This window comes from Microbacterium sp. HM-570 (assembly GCF_054165885.1).
Genome location: NZ_CM135111.1, coordinates 2,702,575 through 2,721,586 on the forward strand (window position 1 = coordinate 2,702,575; position 19,012 = coordinate 2,721,586).

The 19,012-nt window shown below is 68.7% G+C and carries 15 protein-coding genes; 13 read left to right on the plus strand and 2 right to left on the minus strand.

The genetic code is table 11. The features are described from left to right. The first annotated feature begins 536 nt into the window (after positions 1-536). Complete coding sequence (locus ACT9TC_RS12990; RefSeq protein ID WP_458040893.1) at positions 537-3,338, plus strand: heavy metal translocating P-type ATPase; 2,802 nt, start codon at positions 537-539, stop codon at positions 3,336-3,338. 22 nt (positions 3,339-3,360) lie between these two features. Here ACT9TC_RS12990 and ACT9TC_RS12995 read toward each other — a convergent pair whose 3' ends face one another. Further along, positions 3,361-4,554 (minus strand): amidohydrolase family protein, encoded by a 1,194-nt coding sequence (locus ACT9TC_RS12995; RefSeq protein ID WP_458042931.1) that lies wholly within the window; start codon positions 4,552-4,554, stop codon positions 3,361-3,363. A 174-nt stretch (positions 4,555-4,728) separates the two neighbouring features. Between ACT9TC_RS12995 and ACT9TC_RS13000 the strand changes: the two genes are divergently transcribed. Further along, entirely contained in the window at positions 4,729-5,661 is a 933-nt protein-coding gene (locus tag ACT9TC_RS13000; RefSeq protein ID WP_458040894.1) for a hypothetical protein, read from the plus strand. 89 nt (positions 5,662-5,750) lie between these two features. Next, complete coding sequence (locus ACT9TC_RS13005) at positions 5,751-5,933, plus strand: GIY-YIG nuclease family protein (RefSeq protein WP_458040895.1); 183 nt, start codon at positions 5,751-5,753, stop codon at positions 5,931-5,933. 246 nt (positions 5,934-6,179) lie between these two features. Here the strand turns inward: ACT9TC_RS13005 and ACT9TC_RS13010 are convergent, their stop codons facing one another. Further along, positions 6,180-6,614 carry a hypothetical protein gene (locus ACT9TC_RS13010; protein WP_458040896.1) on the minus strand — a complete coding sequence of 145 codons (435 nt, stop codon included), beginning with the start codon at positions 6,612-6,614 and terminating at the stop codon, positions 6,180-6,182. Positions 6,615-7,039: 425 nt separating this feature from the next. On the opposite strand from ACT9TC_RS13010, the gene ACT9TC_RS13015 reads away from it, so the two are divergent. From ACT9TC_RS13015 to ACT9TC_RS13060, 10 genes are all read left to right on the plus strand, one after another. After that, positions 7,040-7,210, plus strand: coding sequence for a hypothetical protein (locus tag ACT9TC_RS13015; RefSeq protein WP_458040897.1), 171 nt, complete (start codon positions 7,040-7,042; stop codon positions 7,208-7,210). A gap of 400 nt (positions 7,211-7,610) precedes the next feature. Then, a complete protein-coding gene (locus tag ACT9TC_RS13020) occupies positions 7,611-8,813 on the plus strand; it encodes an IS4 family transposase (RefSeq protein WP_458040898.1) in 1,203 nt (400 codons plus the stop codon). 297 nt (positions 8,814-9,110) lie between these two features. Next, positions 9,111-10,679, plus strand: coding sequence for an FAD-dependent oxidoreductase (locus ACT9TC_RS13025; RefSeq protein ID WP_458040899.1), 1,569 nt, complete (start codon positions 9,111-9,113; stop codon positions 10,677-10,679). 81 nt (positions 10,680-10,760) lie between these two features. Next, positions 10,761-11,924 (plus strand): ADP-forming succinate--CoA ligase subunit beta, encoded by a 1,164-nt coding sequence (gene sucC, locus ACT9TC_RS13030; protein ID WP_458040900.1) that lies wholly within the window; start codon positions 10,761-10,763, stop codon positions 11,922-11,924. A 26-nt stretch (positions 11,925-11,950) separates the two neighbouring features. Then, complete coding sequence (gene sucD, locus ACT9TC_RS13035) at positions 11,951-12,853, plus strand: succinate--CoA ligase subunit alpha (protein WP_458040901.1); 903 nt, start codon at positions 11,951-11,953, stop codon at positions 12,851-12,853. A gap of 215 nt (positions 12,854-13,068) precedes the next feature. Then, complete coding sequence (locus ACT9TC_RS13040; RefSeq protein WP_458040902.1) at positions 13,069-14,406, plus strand: cell division protein PerM; 1,338 nt, start codon at positions 13,069-13,071, stop codon at positions 14,404-14,406. Positions 14,407-14,447: 41 nt separating this feature from the next. Continuing rightward, entirely contained in the window at positions 14,448-15,041 is a 594-nt protein-coding gene (gene purN / locus ACT9TC_RS13045) for a phosphoribosylglycinamide formyltransferase (RefSeq protein WP_458040903.1), read from the plus strand. 50 nt (positions 15,042-15,091) lie between these two features. Then, entirely contained in the window at positions 15,092-16,699 is a 1,608-nt protein-coding gene (purH, locus tag ACT9TC_RS13050; protein WP_458040904.1) for a bifunctional phosphoribosylaminoimidazolecarboxamide formyltransferase/IMP cyclohydrolase, read from the plus strand. 140 nt (positions 16,700-16,839) lie between these two features. Continuing rightward, positions 16,840-18,465 (plus strand): AlkA N-terminal domain-containing protein, encoded by a 1,626-nt coding sequence (locus ACT9TC_RS13055; protein WP_458040905.1) that lies wholly within the window; start codon positions 16,840-16,842, stop codon positions 18,463-18,465. Then, positions 18,462-18,992, plus strand: coding sequence for a methylated-DNA--[protein]-cysteine S-methyltransferase (locus ACT9TC_RS13060; protein WP_458040906.1), 531 nt, complete (start codon positions 18,462-18,464; stop codon positions 18,990-18,992). Before ACT9TC_RS13055 ends, ACT9TC_RS13060 begins: the two co-directional genes overlap by 4 nt. Positions 18,993-19,012: the final 20 nt, after the last annotated feature.

Sequence of the window (19,012 nt, forward strand, 5' to 3'; positions counted from 1 at the left end):
GAGTTGAGGATGAGGGCGCTACCACAGAGGGCAACATGTCGATATCGCGTAGGCGACTACCAGAGGTGAAGAAGAGAGCTTGCCTTGGAGCGAACTCCACGTCCACGGCAGTTGGGAGGGGGCGGACAAGTGCATACGACCGGAACGGGAAGGCCGATTTCCTCGACGTGATGAAGAGGGTGCCCGCGCCTACCCGGTGAACGACTCTGTGTGGTCACGGACAATGACCACACCCACAAGCACCAACACATCAACGACTGGCTCCCGGAGAATCCTCGTATCAGGATGCACTTCACGCCGACCTCAAGGGTAATGGAAAGCAAACGCGTTGACACCCATGGGGGGTAAGGGTATAGCGGCTGGGGCACCCACCCTAAACGGAGAAGCCATGAACTCGCGTTCAGGGTTGGACACCATGGCGGGATGGCCCGTCCATGATGAGAGGACGGCGATCGGCGCGCAGCGCGATCGCTCGGGTCTGCGACGGCTCAGAACTCAGCGGACAGGCTGCTGCAAGGTGCAGGGAGGTGGGGGCCATGGCTGTCGGTGACGTTCTGGTCATCGGGGGGGCACTGGCGCTGACGGCGTTCATCGCTTGGTTCTTCTTCGGGCCGAAGAAGTCGAGCAAGGCCGAGGTCGCCGACGGGGTGCAGGTCGTGACGGTGACCGTCAAGGGCGGGTACAGCCCGGACACGATCGAGGTCGCAGCGGGGGTGCCGGTGCGCCTGTCGTTCGACCGGCAGGAGAGCGGCGAGTGCTCCTCGCGCGTGGTGTTCCCCGACTTCAAGGTCAACCAGCTGCTGCCCGCGAATGAGACGACCACGGTGGAGTTCACCCCCGACGAGCCCGGTGAGTACACGTTCGCGTGCGGCATGAACATGCTGCACGGGCGCATCCGTGTCCTGGGCGGTTCGGACGCCGACGGTGGGGGCTCTGCCGTCGCGCTGGCCGAGCGTCAGGAGAGCGAGGGCGGTACGGATGTCCACGCCGATGGCGGCACGGGTGACCACGCGCAGGACGCGGTGGCGGCCGAACATGTACACGGTGGTGGCGCGCAGCCGCTGGCCGCGATGCCGACGCTGAGTGTGGCGGAAGACTCCGGAGATGCCGAGGAGCGTGAGCGTGCGGCGGAGATCAGGGATCTGCGCAATCGGGTCATCCTGGGTGCGATTCTGACCTTCCCGGTGCTTTTCGCGGTGATGGCGGTGAAGCTGTTCGGTGCCACGTGGGTGCCGCCGTTGCTGATGAACGACTTCTTCCAGCTTTTGCTGATCGTGCCGGTGTTCTTCTACACCGGCTGGCCCATTCACAAGACCGGGTGGCTGGCGTTGTCGCACCGGACCGCGGAGATGAACTCGCTGATCACGCTGGGCACCATCGCCGCGTTCGGTTACAGCCTCGTGGTCACATTCGCACCGGGCGCCCTTCCCGCAGAGGCGCGGGAGGTCTATTACGAGGTGGTGGGGGTGATCATCACCCTGATCCTGCTCGGCCGGCTGCTGGAGACCAAGGCGAAGGCCGGGACCGGGGAGGCGATCCGCACCCTGATCGGGCTTCAGCCCCGCATCGCGCGAGTGATCCGCGGCGGGCAGGAGCTGGAGGTCCAGATCGACCAGGTGGTCCGAGGCGATGTCGTGGTCGTCCGCCCCGGGGAGAAGCTGCCCGTCGACGGAGAGGTCCTCGACGGCGCCTCCGCGGTGGACGAGTCGATGGTCACCGGCGAGCCGATTCCGGTGACGAAGAGGACCGGTGACACGGTCATCGGGGCCACGATCAACCAGACGGGTTCGTTCCGGTACACGGCGACCAAGGTCGGCGCGGACACGATGCTCGCACAGATCATCGCGCTCGTGCGGCAGGCGCAGGGGTCGAAGGCCCCGATCCAGCGGCTGGTCGACAAGGTCTCGGGCTACTTCGTGCCCGCGGTCATCGCGGTCGCCATCTGGGCCTTCGTGGCGTGGGAGCTGGCCGGTCCGCCGCCGGCGTTCGTCTTCGCGCTCGTTGCCGCCGTGTCGGTGCTGATCATCGCCTGCCCCTGCGCATTGGGGCTGGCCACGCCGCTGTCGATCACCGTGGCCACCGGCAAGGGGGCCACGGCCGGCATCCTGATCCGCGACGCAGAGGCACTAGAGACGGCCCACAAGCTCGACACGGTGGTGCTCGACAAGACCGGCACGATCACCAGGGGCGCTCCCGCCCTGACCGACGTGCTGCCCGCCGAAGGGTTCTCCGAGGCCGAGCTGCTGACCTTGGTGGCCGCTGTCGAGCGGGCCTCCGAGCACCCGCTGGCGACGGCGATCGTGGCCGGAGCGGCCGAGCGCGGCATGGAGCTGCCCGAGGCGGCCGGGTTCGATTCCGTCACAGGGCAGGGCGTGCGCGCCCTGGTGGGCGGCCGGGAGGTGCTCGTCGGCAACCGGCGGCTGCTTGCCGGTGCCGGCATCCCGGCGGAATCCGGCGACGACGACCGGCTGGCCGCCGACGGCAAGACCCCGATCCTGGCAGCCGTCGACGGCCGCTTCGCCGGTGTGATCGGCGTCGCGGACACCGTCAAGGACGGCTCCGCCGCCGCCGTCGCGGCCCTGCGTGCCCGCGGGATCGACGTGGTGATGATGACGGGGGACAACCGGGCCACCGCCGCGGCGATCGCCCGGCAGGTCGGCATCGGCAGGGTCCTCGCGGAGGTCATGCCCCAGCACAAGGCCGCGGAGGTCAAACGGCTGCAGGGCGAGGGCCGCGTGGTCGGGATGGTCGGCGACGGCATCAACGACGCCCCCGCCCTGGCCCAGGCGGACGTCGGCTCCGCCATCGGCACCGGCACCGACGTGGCCATCGAGTCATCCGACATCACCCTGATCTCGGGGGCGCTGTCCGGGCTGGTGACCGCGGTGGACCTGTCGCGGGCCACGATGCGCAACATCCACCAGAACCTGATCTTCGCGTTCTTCTACAACGCCGCGGGCATCCCGATCGCCGCCGGCCTCCTGTACCCGGCGCTGGGCTGGACCCTCAGCCCGATGCTTGCCGCAGCGGCGATGGCGCTGTCCTCGCTGTCCGTGGTGACCAACGCCAACAGGCTTCGCAGCTTCACCCCGCCGACCGTCCCCGATGCCGCCCGGATCCCAGCCACCGACCCTGTAGTGGAGGTCGGACGCGAAGAAGAAGAGATTGAGGAACACATGTCCCAGAAGGTCACCGACCCCGTGTGCGGTATGAGCGTCGACCCGGCGTCCGCCGCCGGAAGCACCGAGTACGAAAGCCGCACCTACTACTTCTGCTCGAACGGATGCGCAGAGAGCTTCAACGCCGACCCGGCCAGGTACGCCACTGCGGTCCGCTGACCGGATCGGACGCCGCCACGGGTCACACTTCGTAGACGGTGGCCCCCGCCACGACCGTGCGCACGACGCGCGCTTCGAGGAGCGCCTCCGCGCCCTCGGTGAACGGGTCTCGATCGAGCACCGCGAAGTCGGCCGCGAGGCCGGGCGCGATGCTGCCGCGCACGTCGTCGTCGAGGCACGATGCCGCCGCGTCGCGCGTCGCGTGCACGACGGCGTCCTCGAGGGGCACCGCGTATTCGGGGTGGCTGGGCGGGAACGATCCGTCGAGCGCGGAGCGCCGGGTCGCGGCCACGTACAGGTTGGGCAGGGCCTCGTGCGGCGCGGTCGGGGCATCCGTCGAGAAGGCCAGGCGGGCGCCGGCATCCGTGAACTCGGTCCAGGCGAAGCCGCGGTCGGCGCGTTCGTCGCCGAGCATCGCGGCCCAGTTCGCCCAGATCGCCGGGTCGGCGTGCACGGGCTGCATCGACGCCGTGACGCCGAGTCGCGCGAGCCGCACGATGTCGGCCGGGTCGGCGTACTCGAGGTGCTCGATGCGGTGGCGCCGGTGGCGGTCGCCGTTCACGGCGTGGGCGTGCTCGAGGGCGTCGAGGGCGATGCCGCTCGCCGCGTCGCCGATCGCGTGCATCGCGATCTGCAGGCCGGCGGCGTCGGCTGCGACGACGACAGGCGCGAGGTCGTCGAGCGGCCAGATGGGTGCGGCGTTCGAGCCGTCGGCGTACGGATGCCGCATCGCCGCCGTGCAGGCGTCGATGACGCCGTCGAGCACGAGCTTGATACCGGCGACGCGCAGCCACGGGGTGCCCGCCTCGGCGGCGAGCTCGATCGCTCGGATCTCCCGCCGCCGGGCTCCGCGCTCGGCGTGCACGAGGAAGCCCTTGAAGCCGCCACGGCGCGAGCCCGGCGTCCACTGTGACAACGCCAGCTCCACCCCAACATCGGAGCGTAGATGGAAGTCATAGAACGCCGAGGCAGCCGCCAGCTTGCGCTGCAACGTCCGCTCCGAGACAGCGCTCTCCACCGTCGGGAGAACCGGGATGCCCGAGCCGCGCAGCCGCCGGGGAACCCGCAACCAGGCGACCCATTCGCCGATGTCCTGCAACTGCACATTCCGCCAATCCAGGCCGGTGTCGCCGAGCCACCCAAACAGGTCTTGGAGGTCATGGGCATAGGCCTTGATGGTGTTCGGCGAATAGCTCAGATGGTCCAGGTGCGCCAGAAACGCCTAAACAAGAGCTCTCCTCAATGGGGCGTTCGACCGCGAGGTCGAAGGAAACGACACGTGGGCAAAGCGCTTGAACGCGCGAACCGTCCACAACGCGGAGCTTGAGCTGTACTTCCACCCGGACGATGCCGCACTGGTTCCCTCGGAGTTGCCAACCCGGGATGACTCGTGACCGCCCCCGCCATCGAGGGCGCTACTCGTTATCAAGACCTGCGGGCCTTCTGCCGACGGTTCGACCGCGATGCGTCGCTCCAGATGCTCAGCGTCGCGTCGAGAGCGTGGGACGGCCACCCCACAGATGAACGCGGGCGGGTGAAGCCTTTCCTCCCGTGGGACATCGCCGGGGTCGCGGCAACGTTCCTGCAATGGGGCACGGCGGGAGGCGGCGCGCCAACACCGGACGAACTCCGACGGATGTGCTGGATGTTTCTCAACCTTGAACATCCGAGCCTCGGGGAGCCGGGGTCAGGGTTCGCCACGGTCCTACGCCTCATCTACTCGCAAATACCCTTCCAAGCGCCCGACGCGGGGGCGCATTGGGCGCGGGCTGTCGCCCTCTTCCGCGACACGGAGTTTCAGGAGGGCTACGTTCCCGAGGTCATGACATCGAGCTGGCAGAAGGAGTTGCTCGGCTGCTCCGTGGAGCAGTGGGTGTCCGTCGGGTTCGCTCTCCACGCCGCGCTGCTTCAGGGGAGCCACTATCCGTTCGAGTGGACTCCCGAGCTTGAACCGGCCCTCGAAGCGCTAGGAGGCTCAGAGGCCTTCGACCGTGTCGTTCGGCAAGGGTTCACCATGACGGTCGGCGACTACCGGGCACAGCGACGAACTCACGTCGAGCGCTTCGGCGGCACGACTGCCCAGCAGTTCCTCCGCGAGCCGTTCGCCTTCAACCCGCTGTTCAGCGCGCCACTGATCGAGGGCATCGCCGACCACTTCGTCGCACGTGCTCCACGAAGCGTCTCGCTTCGCGTGCGAGCGGAGCCGCGAGCGGATGTTCCCGGTGCTGGCTTTGCCCGCGGCGGTCGGCTTGCGTGGCGAGATGCCGGTGTACAGCAAGTCGAATTCGTCCGTGGCCGCATACTCGCGTGCGGGCACCCGTAACGCACCCGGCGTGAACCACCAGGCGTAAATGCCGCTTTCTTTCGGCGCCGTCCCGACTTCGAACACTCTGGCCAGTTCTCGTGGGTTGGATGCACCGGCATGCGCGAGTGAGCTGGGTGCGTGACCCCGCGCCTCGGACCGCGGAGGAGGAATTGCTCGCCGCAGCGAACGTGCCTCTCAACGTCGACCAGCACCTCCACGATCCGTTCTCACGCGAGCTGAATCGGCGGCGCATCGGCGCGAAGGCCGCTGCACGGTCCGAGGCCGTCTGACGTGGCGGCAGCGCTCACACTCCGATCGCCATGTGCAGCACGACGCTCCTATAGTCGCTGCGAGGCGAACGCGCTCGGCCCGAGTTGGCTACCCGTCAAGCTCGTCGGGCCGCATCGACTGCGCCGGCCCGTTGTAGGTGATCAGCTCAGGAAGTGCCTCAGAACGGTCGACGAGTGCACAGCTCTGAGCTGTCGGTTGCGCGACATGGTTGCGAGAATTACTCGCGTTTTAGTTGGCCACGGCGACTACGGCAAGGCTGATCGGGCGGCGTCGAGAGCCTCTATTTCTTGCGGGGCGCAGTTCTTCACGGCCCTCTCGGTGACCAACAGCAGTGATGAGGCTGTGGCGGTCTCGTCGTCGATGGGAAACCGGCCGGTCGGGTAGCGAGCCGAGAACGCGATGATCTCGTCAACGTCCGCGGCGATGATGCCCATGTCGGGGTCAGTCTCGAGGCACTGCGCGCCGATGTTATGCAGGGCGTTGTGGACCACCTGGATGTCAGCAGCAGGGGCGGTGCTCGAGGGCCCGTAGCTGGTGGCGCCAACCCACATGTCTTGCGGCGCGGGGCCACTGTTGATAAGTGTCGGCACCAGGATCGCCCCGGCGACGATTGGCGGGGCGAGGATGGCGGTGATCAGCGGCCAGCGTGAACGCTTGGGTCGGCCGGTCGTGAGACTCATTTCGCTAGCACCGTTCCACACTTGAAATCCTGCACGGAGCAGAGGGTTTGCGTTCAGACCCCCTGAACATGGATGCCCCAATAGTAATCGTGGTAAGCCCGCCGACGATGTTGATGGGGATGTGGCGTCGCAGAAGGGCGACAGCGGCTATCTCAGGGCCCAGCCCGACCGCCAGCATGCGGAACGGCAGCCCGAGCCCACGGGGTATACCGCGGTGAGGAGCGCTGCGCTTAGGGCTGAGCTGGGCCGATGCTTAGGCGGCGATCGCGGAAAGCGTCGGGCCACGCCGGGAAGGCTCAGCCCAGCCGAACACGATGCCAAGCAACGGGGCGCTGGCGAGCCCGGTGCTTGGAGTAGTGGAGAGTTTCGCGGTGCCAGATCGCCCGCCTGCGTGCGGAGAACTACGGCATCTACGGGCGCCGAAGATGCATGCGCTGATGCAACGACAGGGCTGGTCAATTGGGCGGGACCAGACCGAGCGACTCATGCGGAAGGCCGGTGTCCGCGGGGTGCGCAAGTTGAAACCGGTATTCGCAACGAAGTCCGATCCCGCCGCGCAGCGGCCGACGAATCTCCTCAATCGCAGGTTCAGCTAGGACCGGACGTAATATAACTACTATGAAGCGTAGTACAGCGTTAGAGTTACCCACAGAACCACGACCATGACCGCCCACCCAGAGGAGACTGCGTCGCCTCCTGGGGCATCCTTTTACCGTGGATCGGCGCCTCCTACACCACAGGTTGGGCTCGGCGCAGCGCAGGTCAGGCTCGGCGGGTCTACACCGCCACCAGCGACGACAGATCAGGGCACTGATGACGTGGAGCTGGGAGCGTTGCAGGTTTCCGCGTTCAATTGCAATGCCTTGGCAGAGGTTGAGCCGCATGCGTTGGGTTTGACCTACGAGTTCAACGCCGCGCCTGAGGGTGGCCTCCTGACTCGTGCCACTTTAGTGCCAATACCGTTCAATTAGAGTTACATCGGTGTAGTTTTGGGGTATGCCTCGTTCTGGTTGGAGGAAGCCCGAGTCGGATCGGCGGTTGCCGGATCTGGTGTCGGTCGGGTTGCTGATGAAGGTGTTCCCCGCCGGTCTGGTCGATGCGGTGATCGCGGAGTGCGGCCGGACGGAGCAGCGGCGCAGGTCGTTGCCGGCCCGGTCGGTGGTGTACTTCGCGATGGGGATGGCGCTGCACTCGGAAGGGTCGTATGAGGACGTGCTGGCGCTGATCTCGGACGGCATCGCGTGGGCGGATCGGGAGCAGGCGCCGGTGCGGCTGGCGAACAAGGCAGCGATCTCCCACGCGCGCGACCGGCTGGGTTCCGAGCCGATGGCGGTGCTGTTCGACCGGGTCGCGCAGCCTCTGGCGGGGCCGGACGCTGCGGGGTGCTGGCTGGCGGGGCGCCGGCTGGTCGCGATCGATGGGACCTGCCTGGATCTGGCTGACACACCCGCCAACGACGAGCACTTCGGGCGCCCCGGGGTGATGAAGGGGGAACGATCCGCGTTCCCGCAGGCGAGGGTGGTCGCCCTCGCCGAGTGCGGCACCCATGCGATCTTCGACGCGGTGAGCGGTCCGTACGCGACGAGCGAGAAAGCGCTGTCCGCCGAGTTGTTGGACCGGCTCACCCCGGGGATGCTGTGCCTGGCCGACCGTGGCTTCTACTCCTTCACCGCCTGGCAGACCGCCGCCGCGACAGACACGGACCTGCTCTGGCGGGTCCGGGACAACCTCAAGCTCGACGCGATCGAGGATCTGCCGGACGGGTCGTACCTGGCCGAGGTGTTCGACTCACGCACCGACCGGAAGCGCGAGCGGGGCGTCACCGTCCGGGTGGTCGAGTACACGATCGAGGACGGACGCGACACGGCAGGCCCCTACCGGCTGCTGACGACGATCCTCGACCCGCAAGAGGCTCCCGCCGCCGAACTGGCCGCCGCGTACGCGCAACGGTGGGAGATCGAGACCGCATTCGACGAGCTGAAAACCCATCAGCGCGGGCCCCGCCAGGTGCTGCGCTCCAAGACCCCCGATCTCGTGCTCCAGGAGATCTGGGGACACCTGTGCTGCCACTACGCGATCCGCACCCTCATGCTCGATGCCGCCACTCACGCCGGCCACGACCCCCACAGGATCTCCTTCGTCACCGCGCTCCGGATCAGCCGCCGCTCCATCGCCCAGCAGGGCGCTTTTCCCCCCTGACGCCGAAGACACTATCGTCCGGCTCTGGGCCCACGCCATCGGCGAACTTGTCCGCCGGCTCCTGCCCAGGCGACGCCCTCGCGCCAACCCCCGCGTCGTCAAGCGCAAGTACACCCGCTGGCACGTCAAACGCGCCCGGCACCGAAACTGGCCCCAACCCGACAGACCACCCCACGAAGCCATCCTCATCTAATTGAACGGTATTGAGCCTAGACCCGCAGTCGCAGAGCGGCCCGCGAGTCGCGCCCCCCTGTCAACCCCGTTGATTCATCCGTCGTCGCGAGGTGTGCTGGTTTCATGCCCCCGCTCTGGAAACTCGACCGCACCGCCCCGCCCGTCTCCGTCCCGTTCGCTCCGGCACGGCACGAGGTCGTCATTGTCGGGGCCGGCATTACGGGGCTGTCGACCGGTCTCATGCTGGCGACCCTCGGGCGAGACGTTGCGATCGTGGAAGCGGGCGAGATCGCAGAACTCGCGAGCGGATCGAACACGGGCAAGGTCTCACTGCTGCAGGGCAGCACGCTCTCGACGCTGCGCAGGCACCATTCCGCGTCCCTCGTGCGCGCCTATGTCGACGCGAACCGGGCGGGAGCCGAATGGCTTGCCGAGTTCACGGAGGACGCGGGAGTGTCGACGACACACCGCACCGCGTACTCGTACACGCCATCGCGGGCGGGCTTGGAAGCCATCGAGGCAGAGATCGGAGCCGGACGCGAGGCCGGCCTCGACATGCGGCGCGCCGACGAGCGAGAACTCGCAACGCCGTTCCCCGCGATGGCGGCGGCCGCGCTGGACAGTCAACTCGCGGTCGATCCGGTCGCTCTCACGGACGCCCTCGCTCGGGCGTTCGTCGCAGCGGGCGGCACTCTGCACACGGGCACCCGAGTGCGGTCCGTGCACGCCGTTCCGGAACCCCTCGTGCGGACGGATGCGGGAGCCCTCCGTGCGGATCGGATCGTGCTCGCAACCGGAACGGCCATCATGGACCGCGGGCTGACGTTCGCCAAGACACGCGGTCTGCGGTCGCACTGCGTCGCGTTCGACTATGACGGGGACATCCCGGACGGCATGTTCCTCTCGATCGACGGACCGGTGCGCTCCGTGCGCTCGGTCACGGCCGATGACGGGCCCGCGGGCGCAGCACGCCTGATCGTCGGGGGCAACGGTCATCCGGTCGGCCGCTCGCTCTCGGACACCGCGGAGATCGACGAGCTCGTCGCCTGGACCCAGAAGCACTTCCCCGGAGCGCAAGAAGTGGTGCGCTGGTCGGCCCAGGACTACGAGTCCCACAACCTCGTTCCCTTCGTCGGCGTCATGCCCCGCACCCTCGGGCGCGTGCGCTTCGCGACGGGATACGCCAAGTGGGGCCTGACGAACGGACCGGCCGCTGCCATCCGGCTCACGTCGGAGATCATGCGCGTGCCGTTCCGTGAACGGGCGTCCTGGATGATCGCGCTCGGCACGCGTTTGACCGTTCCGGCAGACCTGGCACGAGGCGCGCGCGAGAACGCACTGGTCGGTGCGGAAGCGGCGAAGGGATGGCTGCGGGCGGAGAGCGCGAGTGTGCCCGTGCCGCGCCCCGCCGAGGGGGAAGGCGTCGTCGCGCAGCGCGCCGGACATCCGGTCGCCGTTTCGAGTGTCGACGGGCAGACGCGCGCGGTGAGCGCGGTCTGCACGCATCTGGGCGGCATCGTGGCGTGGAATGACGCCGACCGAACCTGGGATTGCCCGCTCCACGCCTCGCGTTTCGCACCCGACGGGACGCGCATCGAGGGCCCCGCGGTCGAGGACCTCACCCCACTCGACGGGCCGCCCGGAGACTCACTCAGCGGGTGCCCGGCGTCTGCCGCCCACCCGACCAAGTAGTAGGCTCGGGGATTGGTCGATCTCTCGACATCAAGACTCTTTTCGAAGAAATCCCCCGGCGCGACAGCGAAGGACTGCAACGTGGATCTTTACGAGTACCAGGCACGAGACCTATTCGAGAAGTACGAGGTGCCGGTTCTCGCGGGCATCATCGCCGACACCGCTGAGGAGGCGAAGGCGGCTGCCGAGAAGATCGGTGGTGTCGTCGTCGTCAAGGCCCAGGTCAAGGTCGGTGGCCGCGGCAAGGCCGGCGGCGTGAAGGTCGCCAAGACCCCCGAAGAGGCCTTCGAGGCTGCGCAGCAGATCCTCGGCCTCGACATCAAGGGCCACATCGTCAAGCGCGTCATGGTCGCGGCGGGTGCGCGCATCGCCACCGAGTACTACTTCTCGGTGCTGCTCGACCGCGCCAACCGCTCCTACCTCAGCCTTGCGAGCGTCGAGGGTGGCATGGAGATCGAGCAGCTCGCCGTCGAGAAGCCCGAGGCACTCGCCCGCATCGAGGTCAACCCGCTGACGGGTATCGATGCAGCGAAGGCCCTCGAGATTGCGCAGGCCGCCGGCTTCGATGCCGAGCTCGCCCCCAAGGTCGCGGATGTCTTCGTCAAGCTCTACGACGTGTACAAGGGCGAGGACGCGACACTCGTCGAGGTCAACCCGCTCGTGCTCACCGAGGAGGGCGACATCATCGCCCTCGACGGCAAGGTCTCGATCGACGAGAACGCCGCGTTCCGTCACCCCGACCACGATGCGCTCGAAGACAAGGACGCCGCCGACCCTCTCGAGGCCAAGGCCAAGGAGAACGACCTCAACTACGTCAAGCTCGACGGTCAGGTCGGCATCATCGGCAACGGCGCGGGGCTCGTCATGTCGACGCTCGACGTCGTCGCCTACGCGGGTGAAGCCCACGGCGGCGTGACCCCGGCCAACTTCCTCGACATCGGTGGCGGAGCATCCGCCGCCGTCATGGCCGCCGGCCTCGACGTCATCCTCGGAGACCCGCAGGTCAAGAGCGTGTTCGTCAACGTCTTCGGCGGCATCACCGCCTGCGACGCGGTCGCCAACGGCATCGTCGGCGCCCTCGACACGCTCGGTGCCACGGCATCCAAGCCCCTCGTCGTCCGCCTCGACGGAAACCGCGTCGACGAGGGCCGCGCGATCCTGCGCGATTACGCCCACCCGCTCGTCACGCTGGCCTCGACCATGGACGAGGGCGCCGACAAGGCCGCCGAACTCGCCAACGTCTGACCCACGGATCAAAGGACTGCAGAGAAATGTCGATCTTCCTCAACAAAGACTCCAAGGTCATCGTCCAGGGCATCACCGGAGGCGAGGGCACCAAGCACACGGCGCTCATGCTGAAGGCGGGCACCCAGGTCGCCGGTGGTGTCAACGCCCGCAAGGCCGGCACGACGGTTTCGCACACGGATGCCTCGGGCAACGCTGTCGAGCTGCCCGTCTTCGCGTCGGTCGCCGAGGCCATGGCCGCGACCGGCGCGGACGTCTCGATCGCCTTCGTTCCCGCCGCCTTCACGAAGGACGCGATGCTCGAGGCCATCGACGCCGAGATCCCGCTGCTCGTCGTGATCACCGAGGGTGTGCCCGTCGGTGACAGCGCCGAGGCCTGGGCCTACGCCCAGAGCAAGGGCAACGCCACGCGCATCATCGGCCCGAACTGCCCCGGAATCATCACGCCCGGCGAGGCACTCGTCGGAATCACCCCCGCGAACATCACGGGGAAGGGACCGATCGGCCTCGTGTCGAAGTCGGGCACCCTGACGTACCAGATGATGTTCGAGCTGCGGGACCTCGGCTTCTCGACCGCCATCGGCATCGGCGGCGACCCCGTCATCGGCACGACGCACATCGACGCGCTCGCGGCCTTCGAGGCCGACCCCGAGACCAAGGCCATCGTCATGATCGGTGAGATCGGCGGCGACGCGGAAGAGCGCGCGGCCGACTACATCAAGGCGCACGTCACGAAGCCGGTCGTCGGCTACGTCGCGGGCTTCACCGCCCCGGAGGGCAAGACGATGGGCCACGCCGGCGCGATCGTCTCCGGCTCGGCGGGTACCGCGCAGGCCAAGAAGGAAGCCCTCGAGGCTGCCGGGGTCAAGGTCGGCAAAACGCCGAGCGAGACCGCTGCGCTCATGCGCGAGGTCATCGAGGCGCTCTAGCACTCACACCAAGAAGGGCGGATGCCGCGGCCACAGCCGCCGCATCCGCCCTTCTTCGTGTGGCGGCGCGCCGCCCGCGGACAATATTCCGGTGGCATGTGCCCGGTCGGGCTGCGGGCGCGCCCGCCGAGCCCCGTTGAGACGATGTCGCCGGAGTAATGTCCGGGCGAGCCTGGGAGGGCGCCGCAGCCGCCGCGGGTAGGGTCGAGGACGCCATGCATCGCCTCATCGTCGCCCTGCTCAGCGCGCTCGACGCCCTCATCCAGGTCGCGGGGGGACTCGCGGTGATCGCCGCGCCCCTCACGGCCCTGTGGGTCTTCGGGCTGGGGGGTACCGCCGACTGGGCTGCGCTCTGGCCCTCGACGGCCGCGGTATGGCACGCGGGCAACCTCGTGCCGCTGCAGGTGACGCTCCCCGACACACTCATCGCCGCCGGGATCTCGTCGGATGCCGCATCCTTCGCCTTCTCGCTCGCGCCCCTCGGTTTCGCCGCCTTCACCATCATCTTCGGCGTTCGCTCCGGCGCCCGCGCGGCGCGCTCGGGCGCGTGGTTCACCGGATTCGTCTCGGCGCTTTTCGTCGCGGGGGCGCTCTCGACGGTGATCGCCCTCACTTCCAACACCGACGTCGTCTCATCCGTCCTGTGGCAGGCCATCGTCATCCCGGCGGCCTTGTACGCGGTTTCGGTGTTGACCGGCGGGATCGTCTCGGCCTGGCGGAACGGTGACGACGGTGCCGTCGACACGTTCCGGGACGCCCTCGAGCGCCGCGGCGCGGCCGACGCGGTCATCAGCGCGACGGCCCTCGGTGTGGCCGTCACCGTGGCCACACTGATCGGGGTGGGGGCCGTCGTGCTCGCGGGTGCCGTGGCGATGTCGGGTGGCGAGATCGCCGCGCTGTATCAGGCCGGTAACGTCGACATCCTGGGTGCGATCGTCGTCACCCTGGGCCAGGTCGCCTATATCCCGACGCTCATCGTGTGGACCATCTCGTGGATTGCCGGCCCCGGGTTCGCGATCGGCACGGGCAGCACCGTCTCGCCGGTCGGCACAGATCTGGCCGTGGTGCCCTCGATTCCCGTGCTGGGCGCCGTGCCCGACGCGTCCGATGCGTGGCTGCTGCTCGTCGCGCTCATCCCCGTCGCGGCGGGTGCGCTGGGCGGATGGTTCGCCCGCTCCCGCCTGCACGCCGTCGCCGACGGGCCCACGGATGCGATCGCGCCGCGTCTCGTGACAACCCTCGCAATGTCGGTCGTGTCGGCCCTCGCCACGGCCGGAATGGCAATCGCAGCCTCGGGGGCGATCGGGCCCGGGCGCCTCGCAGACGTCGGCCCCCAGGCGGGGCCCCTCGCCTTCGCGATCGGCGTCGAGGTGTTCGTGGGGGCAGCCATCCTGTTGCTGTCACCGCTCTCGCACGAGCGTTCGGCGGACGATTCCCCACCTGGGGGACACGGGGATCAGCCCGTCGCGGCGACGCCGGAAACGCGCGACCGCGCGTTCGTCATCGAGGATGATCAGCCGACCGCCCCCATCGCGCCTCTCGTTCAGGGGTGATCGCCCCGGGCGCGTCGCCCCGGCCCCGGTAGACTTGCCCGGTGCTCACGGTCGCGGTCCTCATCTCGGGCACGGGATCTAACCTTCGCGCGCTGCTGGAGGCCGCGAATGGTGCCGGCTTTCCGGCTCGGATCATCGTCGTCGGTGCCGATCGTGAGGCCGAGGGGTTCGCGCACGCCGACGAGTTCGGCATCCCGACCTTTCTGGTGCCGTGGTCGAGCTTCGATTCGCGTGAGGCGTGGGGCGACGAGCTGTTGCGCCAACTCGATGTGTGGAACCCCGACCTGATCGTGCTGAGCGGGCTGATGCGCCTGCTGCCGCCGGCTGTCGTCGCCGCGTACGCCCCGCGCATCGTCAACACGCATCCGGCCTTCCTGCCCGAGTTTCCGGGCGCACACGGCGTCCGCGACGCGCTCGCTGCGGGTGCGGAACAGACCGGCGCGAGTGTCATCGTCGTCGACGACGGGGTCGACACCGGACCGATCCTTGCCCAGGAGCGGGTGCCCGTCCTGCCGACCGACGACGAGGCGGCCCTGCACGAGCGCATCAAGCCTGTCGAACGCCGCCTGTTGATCGATGTCGTCCGCCGCATCGGAGCCGGTGAGCTCGATCTCGCCGTCGCATCCTCCACCTGATTTCACCCCATCTGTCACCAGGACCACCGTCCCCGCAAAGGAGCACCCCCATGGCCGGACCGAGCCACGACAAGTCCCTCTACCGCGACCGCGATGTCATTCCCGTTCGCCGCGCGCTTGTCTCCGTCAGCGACAAGACCGACCTGCTGGTACTGGCCGCGGCCCTCGCCGATGCGGGCGTCGAGATCGTTTCGACCGGTTCGACCGCGGCAACGATCCGCGACGCTGGCTACGCGGTGACGGATGTCGCGGCAGTGACGGGCTTCCCCGAGTCACTCGACGGGCGGGTCAAGACCCTGCACCCCGGCGTGCACGCGGGCCTGCTCGCCGACCTGCGCCTGGAAGACCACGAGCGTCAGCTCGCCGACCTCGACATCGCGCCGTTCGAGCTCGTCGTGGTGAACCTGTACCCGTTCGTCGAGACCGTTGCCTCGGGGGCCGAGGCCGATGATGTGGTCGAGCAGATCGACATCGGTGGTCCCGCGATGGTCCGCGCCTCGGCCAAGAACCACGCGAACGTCGCAATCGTCGTGTCGCCCTCGTCGTACCCGGCAGTGATCGACGCCGTCGCGTCGGGCGGAACGAGCCTCGGACAGCGCCGTGAGCTCGCCGCGCGCGCGTTCGCGCACACCGCGGCCTACGACTCCGCCGTCGCCACCTGGTTCGCCGAGGGCACCCTCGCCGAGGGGGAGGATCTGCCGGGTCATCTGACGATCCGCGCCGAGCGCCTCGAAACCCTCCGCTATGGCGAGAACTCGCACCAGCGCGCCGCGATCTACACCCGCACGGGCGGCCACGGCATCGCGCAGGCGACGCAGCTGCAGGGCAAGGGCATGAGCTACAACAACTATGTCGACGCAGATGCGGCCCTGCGCGCTGCGTTCGACATGGTCAAGCCCGCCGTCGCGATCATCAAGCACGCCAACCCGTGCGGCATCGCCGTCGGCGCTCCGAACGCGCTTGACCCGATCGCCAGCGCCCACCTGCGTGCGAACGAGTGCGACCCGGTCTCGGCGTTCGGCGGCGTGATCGCCGCGAACCGCCCGGTGACGCTGAAGATGGCCGAGAACCTGCGCGACATCTTCACTGAAGTCATCGTCGCGCCCGGCTTCGAGCCGCAGGCCCTCGAGGTCTTCGCCGAGAAGAAGAACCTGCGGCTGCTGCAGCTTCCGGCCGACTGGAAGCAGGAGCGGATGGATGTCCGCCTCGTCTCCGGCGGACTTCTGCTGCAGGACGCGGACCGGTTCCCCGACGACATCGAGTCGGTCGCTAAGGACTGGGAGCTCGTTTCGGGCACGCAGCCCGAGGGAGATGAGATGACGAACCTCATCTTCGCGTGGAAGGCGTGCCGCGCCGTGAAGTCCAACGCGATCGTGCTGGCGAAGAACTCCGCGACGGTCGGGATCGGGATGGGTCAGGTCAACCGTGTCGATTCGTGCCGCCTCGCGGTCGATCGCGCGGGGGACCGCGCACGCGGTTCCGTCGCCGCATCCGATGCCTTCTTCCCGTTCGCGGACGGCCCGCAGGTGCTGCTCGATGCGGGCATCGCGGCGATCGTTCAGCCCGGTGGATCCGTGCGCGATGACGAGGTCATCCAGGCCGCGCGCGACGCGGGCGTGACCATGTTCTTCACGGGCGAGCGGCACTTCTTCCACTGAGCAGGGCGAGCGTACGCACCCTTCGACAAGCTCAGGGGGCGTACGCTCGCTGAGCCTGTCGAAGCGTGCGCGTCGCACGCTCGCGCAGCCGTGTCCGATTTCCGCGAGCGGGTGGCCCCGGGGCGTGTCAGGCTGGGGGCATGAAGCAGTCCTTGAGTGCTCTGCCGAGGCATCCGTCGATGACCTTCGACGAGCGCTACCGCGCGATCTCGTCGCGCGACACCCGCTTCGACGGGCAGTTCGTGACGGCCGTGCGGACAACCGGAATCTACTGTCGCCCGAGCTGCCCGGCCCGCACCCCGAAGCCCGCGAACGTGTCGTTCTTCGCTACCTCTGCCGCCGCACACGAGGCGGGCTACCGCGCGTGCAAGCGCTGTCTTCCTGAAGCGGCGCCGGGTTCGCCGGAGTGGGATCTTCGCGGGGACGCCACGGGACGCGCGATGCGGCTCATCGCCGACGGGGTCATCGAACGCGAGGGAGTACCGGGACTGGCGTCGCGCCTCGGGTACTCGCCCCGGCATCTGACCCGGATGCTCGCGGCCGAACTCGGCGCCGGGCCCTTGGCCCTCGCCCGGGCGCAGCGTGCCCACGCCGCTCGCATGCTCCTCGTCGGCACCGACCTGACCGCTGCGGACGTCGCGTTCTCGGCTGGATTCTCGAGCGTTCGGCAGTTCAACGACACGGTGCGCGAGGTGTTCGGAATGACCCCGACCGAGCTCCGCGCGCGCGGCACGCGGGCCGGGGTGGCGCCCGAGGCTGGGGGCAACATCCGTCTCGCCCTGCCGTACCGGCTGCCGTTCGATGCCGCGGGGCTGTTCGCGTGGATGTCGGCGCGGGCGGTTCCGGGGGTGGAGGTCTCGTCGTCCGATTCGTTCGCTCGTACCCTGCGATTGCCGGGTGGGCCGGCGTGGTTCCGGGTGCGCGATGCGCCCGCGCAGGGGCGGCTCGTGCTTGAAGCCCGTGTCGCCCGCCCGGCGGACCTCGCCTCTCTCGTGGCCCGGGTGCGGCGGCTCTTCGATCTCGACGCCGACCCGCTCGCGATCGATGCGGCGCTGTCTGCCGACTCGCTGATCGCCGAGCGCGTGCGAGCCGTGCCCGGGCTGCGGGTGCCCGGTGCCGCGGATCCGCACGAAATATTGATCCGGGCGATGGTCGGTCAGCAGATCACCGTGGTCGCCGCGCGGACGGCGCTCACGCGACTGACCCACGAGCTCGGCGAATCGGTTGAGCCCTGGGAAGGAACCGAGCGGCTGTTCCCGACGATGTCCGCGATCGCCGAGCACGGCGCCGAGGTGTTGCGTGGTCCCCGTGCCCGGATCAGCGCCATCACGGCCGTCGCCGCGGCCCTCGCGTCGGGTGAGCTCGATCTCGGGCCGGGGGATGAGCCCGCGGCGCAGCGCGTGACACTGCTTGCGCTGCCCGGAGTAGGGCCCTGGACCGCCGACTATGTGCGGATGCGTGTGACCGGCGACCCCGATGTGTTCCTGTCGGGCGACGTGGCCGTGCGAACGGGCGCTGTTCGCGCCGGTCTGCCTAGCGATCCCCGTGAGTTGACCGCTCGTGTCGCGCCGTTCGCGCCGTGGCGGTCGTACCTGACCGGGCATCTGTGGCGCGCGGCCGCGGACCTTCCCGCGGCCGGTGCGCGGGCCGGGGCGAAAATCTCGAAGGAACCAGGCCCCCGAAACCCCGAATTAGGGCCCGCTTCGGCCCATCTGCCCCCGATATTCCTTCCGGATTTACGCCACACGAAAGGCAAGCCCGCATGACCGACCTCGCAACCGCCCTCATGGAGACGGTCGACACCCCGGACGGCCCCCTCGTCGTCGTTGCTGACGCGCAGCAGCGCGTACTCGGGTCGGGCTGGACGACGGATGCCTCCGCTGTCATCGCTCGCATTCACCCGGCCCTCCGGCCCAGCTCCGTGCGCGAGGCCCAGCTCGACGCTGCTGGCGTGGCGCGCGCGTACTACGGCGGCGCCCTCGGCGCCCTGGACGATGTCGTCGTCCGGCAGCAGGGCACCGAGCTTCAGCTGAAGGGCTGGAGTGCGTTGCGCCGGATCGTGCCGGGGGAGCCGCTCACGTACAGCGCGTTCGCCGCCGCCTTCGGCTCGTCGACGGCCGTTCGGGCCGCTGCGTCGGTGTGTGCGCGAAACGCGCCCGCCCTGTTCGTGCCGTGCCACCGGGTGCTACGCAGCGATGGATCGCTCGGGGGTTTCGCCTGGGGTCTGCCTGTCAAGGCGAGCTTGCTCGCCCGAGAACGAGGAGAGGCTTCGGTCTCGCCCCCGTCGTCCTGATCTCGTCGCAACCGGCGGGC